Genomic DNA, 16,088 nt, shown 5'->3' with positions numbered 1-16,088 from the left:
CCGTAGTGGAATTGAGCCGTGGAGGAAGTAAAAAAGGGCACAAAACCTAATAATTGAGGTTGACTAGTCAAACCTATTATTTTTTTGATTTGAAATTGACAAAGTGTGGTATAATCTCGCACCATAATCGCGTCAATTCTGTCTTGGTTATGTCGTTCTTTTAGTTAGGACATGTTCCAGTTTCTACAGATTTACTACTAAAGATTAAGTGTATTGAGTTCCGTTATGGAACAAGAGGAGTGTAATTATGAATGCTAAGTTGAATGATAGGTTGAATGGGAATTGGAATGGTAAGTCTCTGGCTTGCTGGTTTCTAATTGCGGCGAGTTGCCCACAGGTTTTAGCGATCGCACCGCTACAAGCTCAGAATGCAACTCAAAGCCCAATCTCTGCAAATCAGACTGATGTGGTTTCCGTGGCGAGTCGGATTACTGACATCAATACTGCTGTAGCAGGCGATCGCTTGAATCTGACTTTGAATTTTGCTAGTAGCGATCGACCTCAAGTTACCTATACCAAGCAAGGAAAGGCATGGGTAGCGGTATTGAATGGCGCACAGTTGCAACTAGTCAATGGGAATGCTAGCTATGCCAAAGCTAATCCTGCACCAGGTATCACTGCGATCGAGGCGACTCAATACGCAGCGAATAAAGTTCGTATTCGAGTAACTGCTACCGATCCAGAGATGTTGAAGGATTTAATCAAGCGCCAAGATACTGGTGACAGTCTAGTATTTAGCCTAGAGATGCAACCTTCCACCACTCAAGCTAGTAGTCTCTCTACATCTAATGCACCTGAAGCTGGAGTTGTAAATAGTCAAACTTCGGCTGATCCTAAGCAGGTTTTAGTAGCTCAAAATACTACTAGCTCTTCTATTGGCAAACCATTGTTTGAGCCAAAGGTAACGATTACTAATCCTGACGGGAAAACTCGCGTAGCGCAAAACACAACCCCAAATACTGTGATGCCACCTGTTGCGAATCCAGTCACCCCACAGTTGCCAGGTCGTGTTCCTGGTGTCGTCCCTCCGTTCCGCCAAATTAAAACTCCTCCTGTTGGCGATATTGCCACAACTTCTTCCAAGCTTCGTCCTGACATTATCGAGCTTGGTACTGCTGAACGTGTACCAAGAATCACTTTGCGTGATGCACCTGCGATCGAGGTTTTGACTCTGATCGGTCGTGTGGCTGGTTTGAGTGTTGTCTCCGCCGAAGCTCCATCTACTACTGGTACTGCTGCTGCTGCTCCGACAACAACAACTGCTGCTGCTACGGGATTAAAGCAGCCAGTCAGTCTCTCGATTGAGAATGAAACTGCTCAGGATGTCTTCAATAATGTTTTGAGAATTTCTGGATTAGAAGCAAATCGTATTGGTCAGACTATCTTTGTGGCAACGAAGTTGCCAGTAACTCTGAAAAATATGATCTCTAAGAGTTACCGTCTCAATCAAATTACTGTCGGTGAAGCTTCTTCATATTTAATTGGTTTAGGCGCTTCTCGTGTGGTTAACCGTCAGCGTCCAATTCCAGGTGTACAGACTGCCCAGATTGGAACTGCTTCTCAGGCGATCATAAACGTCGCAACTGAAGCTGTACCAACTTTAGAAACTGTAACTATCACCCCTGAGTCTGGTGCAACTCCATTGCTAAAAGGTTTACAGGTAATTGCAGAAGAGCGTTCTAATTCAATTACTTTGGTTGGATCGCCTAGACAAGTAGAGTATGCTGAAGCGCAACTTGCAAGACTCGATCTGCGTAAACGTCAAGTTATGGTTAACGTGAGAGTTCTAGAAGTTGCTATCAGCAATGGTCAAACTCTTTCAGGTGGATTTACGACAACTGGTGGAAACCCAACTATTACGCAAGGTCTTAGCGTTGACAGTACTAATACCTTGGGGATTTCTCTCACCAGTAATAATCCAATAACACTACCAACATCATTCATTGCTTCGCTTACAGCATCAATTAGAAACGGAAGTGCTAAGGTAATCACCGATCCTAATCTAACAGTTCAAGAAGGTGAGACAGCGACTATCGCCTTGACAGATCAGGTTATTAACAACATTACTTCTACGATTACTGCTGCTACTACACCTGGAACTGCCGCAACTACGACAACTACTGCAACTTTTGCTCAGGTTGGCTTAACTCTTGCTATTCAAATCGAGAGAATTGATGACAATGGATTTATCAATCTGTCGGTGTCACCAAGAATATCCACCCCTTTAAATGCTGTGCCGCTGACTTCCTCTGCTGGAACCAATTTTGTTGTACCAATATCTGAGAGAGTCTTGAATTCTGGCAGAATTCGCTTACGTGATGCTCAAACACTAGTTCTGTCAGGGGTTATTCGCGATTCTGATTCTGAATCAGTACAGAAAGTTCCTCTTCTTGGCGATATCCCAATTATTGGAGCTTTATTTAGAAGAACCGTCACAACCAATAGTCGTAGTGAAGTGATTATTGTTGTCACTCCCCGCATTATTGATGACAGTCAGGATGCTAATTGGGGTTACACCTATCAGCCAGGGCCCGAAGTCCAGAAAGTTCTCGATAGCAACCAACGCAAGACTCAGTAAGATTTGAGTTTTCCTTCTTCATTTACACTCCCTTTTTTACAGCCTTGGAAATATTTCTAAGGCTGTTTTTTATGGTGTGGCGATCGCCGCCTAAAAATATTTTTTCTGAGCTTGAAACAAATGTGCGTCACTGTGTCATAATTACAAAGCGTTAAAAAACGCCCTCATGGCTCAGGGGTAGAGCATTCCCTTGGTAAGGGAAAGGTCACGGGTTCAAATCCCGTTGAGGGCTTTATCAAAGATCATCTAGTAACTAAAATGGTCGCATCATTAAGGATCTCAACAGATGGCTGAAAGATGGACAGATGAACGATTAGACAGATTTGCGGACAAAGTAGATCGGATCGCTGACAAGATTGATCAGCAAGGCGAACAGATTAGCAGACTCATAGAGCCTCTATATCTTGAATTGCCAAACATCAAAGCCGAGATAAACAGCATTGGTGAAGAGGCAAGAGAGCAACGAGAAACACTTCATAGTGAACTGGTAGAACTTAAAGAATTGGCAAAACAGCAAGCGATCGCCGCGCAAATTCAAGCAGAGGCAGCCAAAGCTCAAGCTGATACAGCCAAAGTTCAAGCCGAAAATATTCGATTAATGATTGAAATGGTTAACAGAAAACAGGCTTAATTTCTGGGTCTTTGATCGCTTTCAAGATCAAAGATAACTTTCTGCCAATACCAAACTTCGGGCATATTCGGATGATCTTGTTTCGCAATATCGATCAGGCGCTGGGCGATCGCCATATTGCCACCGACTAAAGCAAGCAATCGTTGTTGCAATTCTAAACTGGGCATCTGCATCAAATCTACTGTAGCTGCTGCATTGGCTTGCTGCCGCTTTTTTTCTTTAGATTGTTTTTCGAGTTCTGATTGCCAGAGATTAACCCGATCTAGAGCATAGCGATACCGATCCATGTTCGACTGATTAAACCAAATATTCGCTGCTTGTTGGTAATCATCGATCGCACCTTTGAGGTCGCCAAATTCATACCTTGCCTCAGCGCGATCGCAATATAGTTGAGGACTTTTGTTATTAAGAGATAGCGAGCGAGAAAAGTCTTCGATTGCTGTGCGATAGTCCTTGAGCTTTAGATGAGCTTTAGCGCGATCACTGTAAATTTCCGCCATGCTGGGATATTCGCGCAGTAATTCATTAAAATCCGTGATCGCTCCTTGAGCATCACCGATTTCAAGACGGATGCGACCACGACTGATGCGCACTTCAATATTTTGCGGCTCAAGAAAAGTTGCTTGGTTGAGATCTTTGATTGCGGCTTCAGGATCGCCGAGTTTACCTAGCGTTAAACCTCGCAGACAAAAAGCTTTCACATTTTTCGGATCGATTTGCAGCATCCAATTGAGATCGATCAAGGCATTGGTATAGTCGCCTTTATCGATTCTTTGCTGCACATTAGCAAAAATATCTGCCGTAGATGGGGGCAGCATTGCCTCCATAGGTTTATAGCTTTCGATGCAACGGCGGCAATTATCTTCATCTTTTAGTTCTAAAAATAGGCTTGCTGCTTTTTTATAGGTAGCGATCGCCTTTTCGATTTGATTTTGTTGTTTATAGGTCAAGCCTAATAATTGGTGAGCGATCGCGGATTTGGGATTAATTACTAGCGCTTGAGCAATGTCAGCTTGTGCGCTTTCGATATTGGCAAGCGCAATGCGCGTGATGCTTCGAGAAATATAAACATCGATCGCATCAGGTTTCAGGCTAAGAGCTTGGTCATAGTCGGCGATCGCTCCTTGGCTATCGCTCAAATCAAATAGGACTAAGCCACGCTGATAATAGGCTTCAGCCAGTTGATCATTGGCTGCGATCGCACAACTAAATGCTTGTACAGCACCATAGCGATCGCCAGCCTTTGACTTTGCTAAACCCTGCTGATAGAAATCTTCTTTAAAATCTTGTATCATGGCTCTACTTGCTATCCCAGCTATAGCGATTATGATAAATGAAACTCATACTTTTGCAGTGCATTACTAAGGAGTTATCGCGATGTCCAAAAAGTCGAAAGATATCAAGCATCAGATCGAAAAAACGCTGCATACTGTTGCTGACGTAGCTCAACAGCAGTACGAAAAAAATTTAAAAAAAGCCCATAAAAACGTCGATAAGCAGGTTGGCACAGTGCGCGATCGCCTTGAAGAATTTGATAGCTGGGCAGTTGAGTCGGTTAACGAGGCTTTAGAAAATGTCGAGAAAAAGCTAGAAAAAAAAGTCTCCAAAACCTTAAATCGCGTCCAAAAAGCAGCGCGATCGGCATGGGAAAAATTAACTGATTAATAAGCCAAGAACTCAAGTTCTTGGCTAAAAGCTCAAGTCCACTGAAGTGGACTAAAAAGCATTTCTCCGCAACCCGTTTCAACGGGTTTGAGCTTTTAGACCGCACTTGAGTGCAGGGTCTGCATCTGGCTCATCAACTTACCAAATCGATCGCTATGTAGGCGATAACTTAGCGGATGTCCAATGAATCGGGCTGTGCTTTGATATAAAACTTCAATTTCAATTAACCCATTATCTTTAAGGGTCTTGCCTGTGGAAACTAAGTCCACGATCGCTTCTGCCATGCCTGTAATGGGCCCAAGCTCAACTGAACCATAGAGAGGAATAATCTCGACGGGTAGATCGATGCTGTCAAAGTAGGCTTGGGCGCAACCGACATATTTTGAGGCGACACGGCTATGGGGCGGCAGGTCGAGTGGCGATCGGTAGCGACTCTCTCCTGAAACTGCGATCGACATCCGACAGCCACCAAAGCCCAAATCAAGCAACTTTGCTACTTTAGGAGTCTTTTCACGCAATACATCTTCTCCGACAATGCCAGCTTGAGCCTGTCCATATTCCACATATACAGGCACATCTTGTGCTCTTACTAGCAGAGCCTTGGCAGTTCCTGTGGGATCGGTGATTTGGAGTTGGCGGTTCGATGCATCGAGAAATGCGCTAAAGTCGAGTCCGACTCCTTGAAGCAAGCGGATCGAGTCTTTTAACAGTGAGCCCTTGGGCAGTGCGAAGGTGAACATGGAATGGTTAGAGCGTTTGTCATAGTCCATTCTATAGCTATAACCCCCAAATAGAGTTGAGACGCTTCGCGTCGCAACTCTATTTGTTTTTTTGCGATGCTGAGTCTGCTATAACACTCAATAATCTTTGCTTATTCTAAGAGTCTAGTTGGCAAGCCATCAATGCTTTGCTGATTGTTTTTTTCCCAATATTCATAGACACCCTCTTCGCCTTTTTTCTCAGCCCATTCTTTTAATATTTGACGATCGCCTGAAAATTCATAAAAGGGAACTGCAAAGCCGCAGGATGTTTGTACAGATTCGACTTTGACCCGCACGATTTGGCGAGTACCTGCGATCGCAGGAAATAGCGATAGATATTCTTGCCATGCCGCATCTCTAGGGCGGATTGGTTCGCCTTGACCATAGAGACGCAGGATTAAAGGCTTCTCTGTGAAGCTACAGAGCATGATCGTGACTCTACCATTTTCCAGTAAATGAGCAGCAGTTTCATTGCCACTCCCTGTGAGATCGAGATAGGCAATTTCGGATTCGTTGACTACTCGCAAAGCATCCATTCCTTTTGGCGACAAGTTCACACGTCCATCATTAGGAGCGCTTGCCACGAAGAAAATATGCTGAGCTTCAATGAAGTTCTGTAATTCGGTCGTCAGGAGATCGTAAAATTTAGCCATCCGTTTAACTGTCCAATCTTCGTGACGTAATATTTCTAACTAGATAAACCCATAGGGTTGCGCCCCTGTGGGGCGCAACCCTATGGGTTTACTTATTCGTGAGTATTTTCAATAACTCATCGTTAAGCATAGTATAGCCTTGGCTATTGAGATGCAGAATATCGCGGCTATAGATTTGGCGAACTTTGCCGCGCTCATCTGCCAAAAGTGTTGCTGCGTCTAGAATAATAACCCGATCGCTCTTGAGTGATTTGATAAATTGATTAATCTCAATAATTGCGCGATCGGCTTCTTCTGGCCAATAAGCTCGTATTGATGGAGATAACTCACTAGTCGGGAAAATCGTCGTGAGAATAACCGTTGCTTTTAGTTCTTGGGTTAATCGATCAACAATTTTTTGAATATTTTGTTTGCACTTATTGACTATATTCTGCGATTGATTGGGAAATGCGGCAAAATCTCTCAGATCGTTTACTCCGACTTGGACAACGACGATTTGGGGTGATAGCGACGCAACATGAGCAGATAGTCTTCCTAATACTTGATCAGTAGTTTGTCCATTGATGCCACGATTGATAAATTCAAAGGGAATATTAGCGATCGCGGGCCAAGCCACGGCGCGGGAATCCCCAAAAAATACAACTAAAGGTTTGTTTAAATCACGTTTTGATAGATCAGGATTGGTAGGATAAGTGCTCAATTCGTATGGATCTAAACCTAGGGATTCAGTCATGCTATTTTTTGGGGAGCGATTCTCCAGTAGCCAAAAATTTAGCCCCAAATATCCACAGATCAAAATAACAATAGCTGCTGCTATAGCAAAGTAGATTTTGTTCATAATTAAGGAAACCAATAGAAAAGGCGGCGCAATGCGCCGCCTTTTCTGTTCATTTAAGAAATTAGAAATGTTTCTCGACAAATTGACGAATGCGATCGCACCCTTCGCGAATCGTTCCTAAATCCGTAGCATAGGAAAGACGAATACAATTATCTAGACCAAAAGCAATCCCTGGAATTACAGCAACTTTCTGCTCCTCTAGTAATTTGTCGCAAAATTCTAGAGAAGGAAGACCAAAAGCTTTGATGCTAGGGAAGAGATAGAAGGCTCCATCAGGCTTAGGACAGGTAAGTCCAGAAATAGAAGTTAATAAGTCATACATAACATCGCGACGTTCTGCAAAAGCTTTGCGCATCACTTCGACGCAGTCTTGAGAATCATTAAGCGCTGTAACCGCACCATACTGAGCAAAGGTACAAATATTTGAGGTGCTATGTCCTTGGATCATTGTAGTCGCTTTGATAATCTCAGCTGCTCCAGCCAAATAGCCAACTCGCCAACCAGTCATCGAATAAGCCTTAGCAAAACCGCTACTGATTAAAGTGCGATCATACATCGACTGACTCACCGCCGCGATACTGAGATGAGTTGCCCCATCGTAAAGAATCTTTTCGTAAATCTCGTCGGAGACGATGTAAACATGGGGATGTCGATCTAGTACTTCAGCCAGAGCTTTGATTTCCGTAGGTGAGTACACCATGCCTGTGGGATTAGAAGGCGAATTGAGAACAAATAGCTTGGTTTTGGGTGTGATGGCAGCTTCTAATTGCTCAGGAGTGATTTTGTAGCAAGTTTCTTCAGTTGTAATCACAAATACTGGTGTCGCCTCAGCAAGCTTTGCCATTTCAGGGTAGCTCACCCAAAACGGCGCAGGAATAATTACTTCATCCCCCTCGTCAAGGATCGCCATCATCAGGTTATACAGCGAGTGCTTACCACCATTAGTGACGATGATTTGTTCGGGCTTGTAGGTTACGTTATTGTCACGCAGGAGCTTAGCAGCGATTGCTTGTTTCAGCTCAGGGATACCTGCGGCGGCAGTATAGCGAGTCTTACCTAGATCGAGGGCGAGTTTGGCAGCAGCTTTGATATGGTCGGGTGTATCAAAGTCTGGTTCGCCAGCACTAAAGCTACAAATATCAATTCCACTAGCCTTCATCGCCTTAGCTTTTGCGTCGATCGCTAGAGTTAAGGAAGGCTGAATATTACGAAGTCTTTTTGCCAGTTGCATTTTTTCTGGAGGAGCGGAGGCATCTTTATGGGATTAGCATCGCATTGTATCAAAGCATACTTGCTAGAGTTTGATAGATTTTTAACAATTTACGATTTAAACCCAAAAATCCCATCAGTCTGAATCACGGATTACGAGGATTAAAGGATGACACAGATTTTTTCTTGGCACAGCATCATCAAAATCCGCGAAATCTTATAATCCGTCAAATCCGTGATTCAGACTGATTATTGATAAGCACGGATCATCGCCTGCGTGCCTTGTTCTGCCCCTTGCCCGTCATCGAGTTGACTCACTTTTTGGAAATTTTGCATAGCTAGGGCGATCGCAGGTAGATCTACAGGAAAATCTAAATCTTGGCGATCGCTAATTTCTTGTACAAGCCTTAAGTCCTTGAGCATATGTTTAATTGCAAATCCTGGCTGATAATCCCCAGTCGCAACTTTCATACCAAGATTTGTTAAAGCCCAAGACCCTGCTGCCCCACTGCCACAAACATCGACGATTAATCGCGGATCAATGCCCATTTTTTCAGCAAATTGCATGGTTTCGCAAAGAGCCAGCATATAGACTGACACTAGAGTTTGATTGCAGAGCTTGACCGCTTGACCGCTACCGATCGCGCCGCAATGTTTAATATTGCTACCCATCGCCTCAAACAGGTATAAACACTCCTGTAAATCTTCGGGATTGCCACCAACCATAAATGTTAATGTGCCATTACGTGCACCCACATCGCCACCCGAAACTGGCGCATCCAAGAATCGTAACCCGTCATGCATTAACGCATTCCCAAGGTTCTTAGCAGCATCACTGCCGATGGTGCTGGTATCAATAAATAGGGAATTGGCTCTGGCAAAGTGCATAGCCCCATGATCTCCGATGAGTACTTCCGTGACATCTGGGACATCACCTAGACAGGAGAACACTACATCTGCTTCTTTGACTGCATCTTCTAAGGAGTCAGCTAATGTGCCGCCTACACTCGTAAATGTAGCGATCGTGGGGCGATCTTTAGTGCGATTCCAACCTAGTACTGAATATCCACGTTTGACTAAGTTGGCAGCCATTGCCCCACCCATTACGCCCAAACCAAGAAATGCAATCTTTTGAGTCATATTTGCAATTTATCAAAACTTTATCAGCTTAATAAATTTACTATAGCGATCGCCCTGATTCTGGTTCGCAAGACAAAAGGTAGTGCAATGCACTACCTTTTGTCTTGTGGCGATTCAAAACCCAAATAAGTGAAGGCGGCACTTCGTGCCGCCTTCACTTATTTGGGTTTTATGTCCTAAGCAAACCTTATATTGGTATATATCCAGATGGACATTCTGGTTCAGGTTGAATGATAAATTTGGGAGGCATCTGAGGAGTAGGCTTCAGGCTCTCACAGATTAGGGTGAGTGTGTATGGTTCCTGAGAGTCAGGCATTTTGGCAAGATATACCAATCCTGTATATGACTTCAATTCTTCACCCTTAGCGATCGCAATATTCTGAACAGCCTTAGTACTATCTAAAACCATCACTTGATACTTGTAGTTTTCAGTTTCAGATGGGATGCCAATTGCTAGTACTGCAAGGTTACCTGCAAAGTAATTTTTTTCCAGAAAGAAAGCTTGCTGCGCACGATTCATAGAACCAATATAAGTTTTCGCTTCGCTCTGTCTAGCTGGAATTGCGCCAGATTGAGGAGTAGTAACCTCAACGTCTTTTGGCAAATTAGTATCGTTAGAAATGCGATTGAGAAATAGAGCATTAGTTAAAAGAAAGCCTCCAAGAAGATTGCCAGAAGACTGGAACGCGGCTGGGATGACTAACTGCTGCAAAATTAGCTGACCTTTTTGACTAAAACCAACGGTTGTTCTGGAAGCAAAACCACCCTGCAAAACATCTAAGTATGTCTGTCCATCAGCCGTATTAACTTGATATTCCAATGCATATGCTGTCTTTTGGCTTGGGATGACTATATATAGTTTGCCATCAGCAGAGAAGATAAAGGTAAATATATCATTGGTGTTGAAAGGGGATGCTATTTGCCATTGACCAGTTAAGCGATCAATCAACTGTTTTGTTTCCGCAGAAACAGGAGGATTTTCGGCGGCGATCGCATCAGATCTGAGATGGTTAGAAATTGGAGCATATGCAACATTCATTGCGATCGCGATCGCAATGGAAGCAAAAACTTTAGTAATGGAACTTAGTTGAGTTAGTTTAAACATCATCTTGTTAACCGTTAATCAATATCTGGCGGCAAAAAAAACAATATCATAGCGCCTTGCACTCATACACGCTCTAATTTTTGTAGAAGTGTTAAAAAGCAACACTTCTACAAAAATTATTCTAAGAACTGTTGAATGACAGCTTCGAGTTGCTTTAGCTTAATCGGTTTACTCAAATAATCATTAGCTCCTGCTGCCAAACATTTTTCGCGATCGCCTGTCATTGCCAAAGCCGTAAGAGCAATTATCGGTAAATCGGTAGAATGATTGTTGCGAATCCATTCTATTGCTTCTAGTCCATCCATCTTCGGCATTTGGATATCCATTAGTACTAAGTCTGGATTTTTCGATCGCACCAGTGCGATCGCTTCCTGTCCATCGTTAGCGACGGCAATCCGAAAGCCCTTCACCTCAAGATAACTGACAATGGTCATGATATTAGCTTCGTTGTCTTCGGCTAACAGGATCAGGGGTGATTCGCTAGTACTGCCAACATGTTCAATGGAAGCTGAAGAGGATGGGGTGGGCACTTCCTGCGGGATTTGAGATGTTATTTCTATGCAGGGAAGTGCGATCTCAAAGCGACTGCCTACACCCACTTCACTAGTGACGCTAACTCGTCCATTATGGAGTTCGACAATGCGTTTGACTAAGGCTAAACCTAAGCCTGTACCATCGTATTGACGATTGAGGGCGCTATCTATTTGGATAAAGGGTTGAAATAGTTTCTTTAGGTCTTGGCGGTCGATGCCGATGCCTGTATCGATGACAGCAAACTTTACCCATTGTGTAGATATGCTGTCTTTGAGAACATCAATCATGCTCTCTAGTGTTACTTCTAGGGTAATGCTGCCGCCCTCTGGCGTAAATTTCACAGCATTATTGAGCAGATTAATTAGGACTTGACGAATGCGACGCTCATCTACTTCTATATAGGGTATATCTGAAGGCACATGCATTTCCAGTTTGATCTGCTTTTTCATGGCTTGATTTCTGACAAACATGACGCTAGCCTGACAAATTTGATTAACGCTAGCAACTGCGCAGTCTAAGGTTAATTGACCAGCTTCAATTTTGGCGAGATTGAGAATGTCATTAATTAGCTCCAGCAAATGATTGCCACTCTTTTCGACTATCTGCAAGCTATTCTTCTGTTGTTGATTGAGAACTCCAAAGACTTCTTCCATTAAGCCTTCGGTCATACCGAGAATGGCATTGAGTGGAGTGCGGAGTTCATGGCTCATGTTGGCAAGGAATTCATCTTTGAGACGAGTTGCTTGCAACAGTTCTTGATTAGCGATTAGCAATTGTGCTTCACTGAGTTTGCGATCGCTAATATTTTGCGAGACACCTAAAAATCCCACAATTTGCTGATTGAAATCCTTTAGGGCTGTAACAGATACCCACACAGGAAATCGAGAGCCATCTTTGCGGATATAAGTCCATTCATCTTCATAGGTGAGTCCCAGACGCGCCTTGGCGAAGCAGACCTCAGAGGCAGAAATATCAAAACCCAGTTCAACTGAGAGTGATACTGCCTTATCAATTGACTCCTGAGGTTCATGCAGAATTGCTGGTGTGACTTTACCAATTACTTCAGCAGCGCTATAGCCCAACATTTTTTCAGCACCAGCATTAAAAGTCTGAATGATGCCATTTAAATCAGTCGAAATAATTGCGTAATCAGTAGCATTAAGGATGGCTCGTTGTAAATAAGTGACTTGCCAAAGCTCTTGGTTTCTTTCTTCGACTTTAGCTTCTAGGAATTGAGTGAGTTGTTTTAGTTCTTGTTCAACTCGCTTGCGATCGCTTATATCGCGAATAATCCAACAAAGTTGAATCCCATTTGTCTCAGGATCAATATTTTTAGTTACGGTAAGTTCAGCAGGAAAAGGGGTTCCCTCACGGGGGGTCAGCGTCATCTCCCAAGAGGTGCTAGCCGAATTCGCATTGTTGTGGAGGCACACATGATTGAATTTATTATAGAAAAGCTCTCTTTGATCTGGGGCAACAAAGACAATGAATGGCTTCCCTACAATAAAATCACAACTAATCGCCAGCAAATCTACGACAAATTGATTTGCCTCTAGTATCTTTCCCGATGCATCTGTCACAAGATAACCATCAGGAGCAATCTGAAATAAATTTTGGTAGCGAAACCGTTCATATCTGAGTTGTTGATACTGACTAACCAATTCTTCCGAAGTACCACTTAGCTCCTCCACCGTACAGAGCAATTCTTCATTGGTAGCCTCTAATAGAGAATTGCGTTTTTTTAGCTCTATTTGCTGACTTGAGATCAAAGCTTTTGCTTCTTCTATCTCTGCCAAATTAGACATTTCTAGCAGACTTAAGGCTTTGAAAAAACTAGTTTGGGTGACAATTCCCAATAATTCATCCTGATTGCCAAGTACTACTAACTCATGAATCGATCGCTGATTTAAAATCTCTTGCACGTTGCTGATCAATGTCTCTAGATTGATCTCAACAATTTCGGGATTCATCACCTCTTGCATCACTAAGAGATCAAGGTCTTGTTGCAGAGCGCTCAGGCGTACCACATCCCGCTCAGTCAATATCCCGATCACCTGATCATCCTCAACCACTAAGACACAGCTCGACCTTACCTCTTGCTGAAATGCTTGCTGATTGTCACTATTATGGTCAGTATCTAGTTGCGATCGCCCAATAGCCATTAGTGCGATCGCGTCAATAACATTTGTATGAGGATTAACTACTAAAGGGTAGCGAACAATCGCTGACTCAAGTTCAGATAGTTTGGGTTTAGTTGTGTTCAAGAGTATTCATGAGAATTGCTTCTCCTCCAACCAAGAATTTGAAATTCAAATACAAACTAAACTATCTTAGAGTTATTCACATCAAGGAAATTTGATTGTTATAAACATTTTATAACGATTCACATGATCATAGCTACACTTTCATAAATTGTTATAGCTATAGCTGTCGCCATTCGTGTTAGGACATAAAACCCAAATAGTGAGAGGCGGCGCTTCGCGCCGCCTCTCACTATTTGGGTTTTGATTTGTCTTGATAAAAGTGTCTAAGGCTATATAACCAATCTATTTAAGAAACCATTTAAGAATTGTCTAGATTCCCCTCAATCCCACTTTTATTACTCTACCTTGTACACACAAGTAATAAAACCCAGATCAGTCAAGAATTAATCGCCCCCTAGCCCCCAATTCTGGGGGAACAAGAAAATAAAATTCTTTCAAAGCCCCCCAAGAATTGGGGGATTTAGGGGGCTTCGATACATCGAAACGTAGACAGTTAGCCTTGTGCATACAAGGTAGTTTTATTGGATTAGCGGTCTAAATCCATGTTTGATCGAGACTTCACCAATCTTGTCCATATTCTCCATACTGATTTGATTGCGTCCCCAAGAGAAACTAGTATGCCAACCCTCAAACTCTAAAAGCATCGCCTCCGCAAAACAAGCAAAAAGCTGACGCGCAGGAGCAGTCATATTCACGATCTTCATAATCTTCCAGTCAATATCAAGACTATGCTCAACGATACCGCCATCAATCACATGAATTCCATCTTCTTGAACAAGAGTAGACATATTCTTCGGATAGCCACCATCGATGAGAATGCAAGGACGCTTAAGAGTGGCTGGGTCGATCGCCATGCCCTTCGCCATACTCGCCACCCACACGATAATGTCCGATTGCGGCAGAGCAGCCTCCATATCCATTACCTTACCGCGTCCAAGTTGGGCTTGCAATTCTTGTAAGCGTTCCTGATTCCGCGCAACTAGCAATAATTCTTTGATGTTGGTACGTGTATCTAGCCAACGACATACAGCGCTACCAATGTCACCAGTTGCACCGCAAACAGTCACCGTGGCTTTAGCCAGATCAATACCAAACTTACGACTTGCCTCTTCGATCTGACGACAAATGATGTAAGCGGTGTGGGTGTTGCCCGTGGTAAAGCGATCAAATTCTAGTTGAATATTTCGCACGCTCGACATCTGACTGAGATTAAAATTCTCAAAAATAATCGAAGAAAATCCACCTAAAGCCGTAATATCCACATCATTTTTTTGCGCAAGCGCCATCGCGTTGAGGATCTTGCGAATGGCGGTTTTAATTTTACTCCCCGCTAACATTTCAGGTAAAAAACAAGATTCTACATATAGCCCTTCGATCTGCTGACCTGTGGCACTCGTAACTTTGATGCGATCGACGATTTGGGGCGGGGCGCTACACCAAAATTCCAAACCTTGATCGGCGTATTCGGGATAGCCTAATTCCCTTGCTACAGACTGAGCGTGTTCAAGACTTGTCAAATGCCCTATAAGACCAAACATCGATTGCAGTTACCAGTTTTTTATTAGCAATTAGCTATTAGCGGTTAGCTATTAGCTTTTTTATTTAGAATTTTTAGAAATAATTATTTCTTTTTTGAGGATTGTAAAGATGATTAGCTGTTGGCAATTAGCTAAACGCTAACAGCTAACAGCTAATTGCTACTAAGCAGCTACCAAACCCATTGCCGACATTCTCATGATGTCGCGAGTATTAAAGCCGATTTTGCCTAGACTTTCGCCATATTGAATCATGAAGTCTTCAACCAAAGCTTCTTTTTCCATGCCAAGAACTTTGGCATCGGCTTCGACTTGGTTGAGCATTTTCCAGACGATAGGCAAGTTTTGACGATTTGCTTGCTCTAGGGTTGCCTTGGAGTCGTCAAAATGATTATGCAACCATTCTTCACCAAAGTTAAGATGCAAGTATTCGTCTTTAACCACGCCTTCAGTGATCTTGCGTGCAAAAGGATCAGCAACGGGAATGTAGATGTTGTAAGCAGCGATCGCAAAGCACTCAATAATGAGTGATTGAATCAACAGACAAGTGACAATATCCCCTGTTGCAAATGCTTTTTGAAAATTGCCATGCAGTTCAGCAAAGAATTTCTCGGCAAAATCCATGTCAGGTGTGACCTTAAGGTTCTTACCACAGGCAATAAAGCCTTTTTTGTGGCGATCCTCCATCTTCGCAAGTCTGGTAAAATCTTCAGTAGATTCGGGCAGTAGCTCCGCTAGTTGGAGATAGTTGCTGTACGCCTCAGCTTCACCTTCAATGACGATCGCATTGATTCGACTGTAGGCATCGCGATAGTTTTCTGTGTAATAGTCAATCGCTACAGCTTCGAGTGTTTGCCCCATGTTTTGCCTCTTTAAATATCCCTGCTCAATAAAAGTTAATCTCTTGCTATTTTATGCTAAGTGGACTATGCAATAAAATTAAAACCCAGAAAGCTATGGTGAAGCTTCGCTCAGACATACGTTATCTAAGTTTTAAAGGACTTACATAAAATAATCGATCTCAAAAAAAATAGAGGCGAGCTGCGCCCGCCTCTATTTTTTTTGGTTTTATATGGATCATTTTTTCCTTTGAGTTCCCTAAGGGACTTACACAAAATATAAAACCCCAGAATATAGCGGCGGGCTTCCCCCCCCCCCATTATTTTGGGGTTTTT

Annotated in this window: 14 protein-coding genes and 1 tRNA gene; 4 read left to right on the top strand and 11 right to left on the bottom strand. The window is 43.0% G+C overall.

Translation table 11 applies throughout. The features are described 5' to 3' along the window. Positions 1-247: 247 nt before the first annotated feature. The 3 genes from PseudUWO311_RS07680 to PseudUWO311_RS07670 all read left to right on the top strand — a co-directional run bounded on the left by PseudUWO311_RS07680 (position 248) and on the right by PseudUWO311_RS07670 (position 3,209). Positions 248-2,578 (top strand): secretin N-terminal domain-containing protein, encoded by a 2,331-nt coding sequence (locus PseudUWO311_RS07680; RefSeq protein ID WP_142654617.1) that lies wholly within the window; start codon positions 248-250, stop codon positions 2,576-2,578. A 160-nt stretch (positions 2,579-2,738) separates the two neighbouring features. Further along, positions 2,739-2,810 (top strand) — tRNA-Thr (locus PseudUWO311_RS07675). Between the two features lie 54 nt (positions 2,811-2,864). After that, positions 2,865-3,209, top strand: coding sequence for a hypothetical protein (locus PseudUWO311_RS07670; protein ID WP_142654616.1), 345 nt, complete (start codon positions 2,865-2,867; stop codon positions 3,207-3,209). Here PseudUWO311_RS07670 and PseudUWO311_RS07665 read toward each other — a convergent pair. Beyond that, positions 3,206-4,504: a tetratricopeptide repeat protein gene (locus tag PseudUWO311_RS07665; protein WP_142654615.1), complete on the bottom strand. Its 1,299-nt coding sequence runs from the start codon at positions 4,502-4,504 to the stop codon at positions 3,206-3,208. The genes PseudUWO311_RS07670 and PseudUWO311_RS07665 overlap by 4 nt on opposite strands. 82 nt (positions 4,505-4,586) lie before the next feature. On the opposite strand from PseudUWO311_RS07665, the gene PseudUWO311_RS07660 reads away from it, so the two are divergent. Continuing rightward, positions 4,587-4,874, top strand: coding sequence for a phasin family protein (locus PseudUWO311_RS07660; RefSeq protein ID WP_142654614.1), 288 nt, complete (start codon positions 4,587-4,589; stop codon positions 4,872-4,874). A gap of 95 nt (positions 4,875-4,969) precedes the next feature. On the opposite strand, the gene hisG is transcribed toward PseudUWO311_RS07660, so the two are convergent. The 10 genes from hisG to PseudUWO311_RS24345 all read right to left on the bottom strand — a co-directional run. Then, entirely contained in the window at positions 4,970-5,614 is a 645-nt protein-coding gene (gene hisG / locus PseudUWO311_RS07655; RefSeq protein WP_142654724.1) for an ATP phosphoribosyltransferase, read from the bottom strand. 131 nt (positions 5,615-5,745) lie between these two features. Further along, positions 5,746-6,288: a pyridoxamine 5'-phosphate oxidase family protein gene (locus PseudUWO311_RS07650; RefSeq protein ID WP_142654613.1), complete on the bottom strand. Its 543-nt coding sequence runs from the start codon at positions 6,286-6,288 to the stop codon at positions 5,746-5,748. 88 nt (positions 6,289-6,376) lie between these two features. Next, positions 6,377-7,021, bottom strand: a complete 645-nt coding sequence (locus tag PseudUWO311_RS07645; protein ID WP_190303431.1) for an SGNH/GDSL hydrolase family protein — start codon at positions 7,019-7,021, stop codon at positions 6,377-6,379. 166 nt (positions 7,022-7,187) lie between these two features. Beyond that, a complete protein-coding gene (locus PseudUWO311_RS07640) occupies positions 7,188-8,357 on the bottom strand; it encodes a pyridoxal phosphate-dependent aminotransferase (RefSeq protein WP_142654611.1) in 1,170 nt (389 codons plus the stop codon). 227 nt (positions 8,358-8,584) lie between these two features. Then, positions 8,585-9,475, bottom strand: coding sequence for an NAD(P)-dependent oxidoreductase (locus tag PseudUWO311_RS07635; protein WP_142654610.1), 891 nt, complete (start codon positions 9,473-9,475; stop codon positions 8,585-8,587). A gap of 187 nt (positions 9,476-9,662) precedes the next feature. Continuing rightward, entirely contained in the window at positions 9,663-10,583 is a 921-nt protein-coding gene (locus PseudUWO311_RS07630; RefSeq protein WP_142654609.1) for a type IV pilin-like G/H family protein, read from the bottom strand. Between the two features lie 113 nt (positions 10,584-10,696). Further along, on the bottom strand, positions 10,697-13,378 hold the full coding sequence (locus PseudUWO311_RS07625) for a PAS domain S-box protein (protein ID WP_142654608.1): 2,682 nt from the start codon (positions 13,376-13,378) through the stop codon (positions 10,697-10,699). A 518-nt stretch (positions 13,379-13,896) separates the two neighbouring features. Continuing rightward, on the bottom strand, positions 13,897-14,916 hold the full coding sequence (locus tag PseudUWO311_RS07620) for a long-chain acyl-[acyl-carrier-protein] reductase (protein WP_142654607.1): 1,020 nt from the start codon (positions 14,914-14,916) through the stop codon (positions 13,897-13,899). A 162-nt stretch (positions 14,917-15,078) separates the two neighbouring features. After that, positions 15,079-15,774 (bottom strand): aldehyde oxygenase (deformylating), encoded by a 696-nt coding sequence (locus PseudUWO311_RS07615; RefSeq protein WP_142654606.1) that lies wholly within the window; start codon positions 15,772-15,774, stop codon positions 15,079-15,081. 125 nt (positions 15,775-15,899) lie between these two features. Next, on the bottom strand, positions 15,900-16,088 hold a 189-nt coding region (locus PseudUWO311_RS24345; RefSeq protein ID WP_223807494.1), incomplete at its 5' end, for a hypothetical protein.

Source organism: Pseudanabaena sp. UWO311, assembly GCF_006937785.1.
GTDB lineage: Bacteria > Cyanobacteriota > Cyanobacteriia > Pseudanabaenales > Pseudanabaenaceae > Pseudanabaena.
Note: the sequence above shows the minus strand (reverse complement) of the source record. Positions and strands in the feature narration are given on the sequence as shown.

Excerpts from the sequence above, each read along its gene's own strand:
- PseudUWO311_RS07680 (WP_142654617.1), top strand. The coding sequence starts at position 248 with ATGAATGCTAAGTTGAATGATAGGTTGAATGGGAATTGGAATGGTAAG.
- PseudUWO311_RS07670 (WP_142654616.1), top strand. The coding sequence starts at position 2,865 with ATGGCTGAAAGATGGACAGATGAACGATTAGACAGATTTGCGGACAAA.
- PseudUWO311_RS07665 (WP_142654615.1), bottom strand. The coding sequence starts at position 4,504 with ATGATACAAGATTTTAAAGAAGATTTCTATCAGCAGGGTTTAGCAAAG.
- PseudUWO311_RS07660 (WP_142654614.1), top strand. The coding sequence starts at position 4,587 with ATGTCCAAAAAGTCGAAAGATATCAAGCATCAGATCGAAAAAACGCTG.
- hisG (WP_142654724.1), bottom strand. The coding sequence starts at position 5,614 with ATGTTCACCTTCGCACTGCCCAAGGGCTCACTGTTAAAAGACTCGATC.
- PseudUWO311_RS07650 (WP_142654613.1), bottom strand. The coding sequence starts at position 6,288 with ATGGCTAAATTTTACGATCTCCTGACGACCGAATTACAGAACTTCATT.
- PseudUWO311_RS07645 (WP_190303431.1), bottom strand. The coding sequence starts at position 7,021 with ATGACTGAATCCCTAGGTTTAGATCCATACGAATTGAGCACTTATCCT.
- PseudUWO311_RS07640 (WP_142654611.1), bottom strand. The coding sequence starts at position 8,357 with ATGCAACTGGCAAAAAGACTTCGTAATATTCAGCCTTCCTTAACTCTA.
- PseudUWO311_RS07635 (WP_142654610.1), bottom strand. The coding sequence starts at position 9,475 with ATGACTCAAAAGATTGCATTTCTTGGTTTGGGCGTAATGGGTGGGGCA.
- PseudUWO311_RS07630 (WP_142654609.1), bottom strand. The coding sequence starts at position 10,583 with ATGATGTTTAAACTAACTCAACTAAGTTCCATTACTAAAGTTTTTGCT.
- PseudUWO311_RS07620 (WP_142654607.1), bottom strand. The coding sequence starts at position 14,916 with ATGTTTGGTCTTATAGGGCATTTGACAAGTCTTGAACACGCTCAGTCT.
- PseudUWO311_RS07615 (WP_142654606.1), bottom strand. The coding sequence starts at position 15,774 with ATGGGGCAAACACTCGAAGCTGTAGCGATTGACTATTACACAGAAAAC.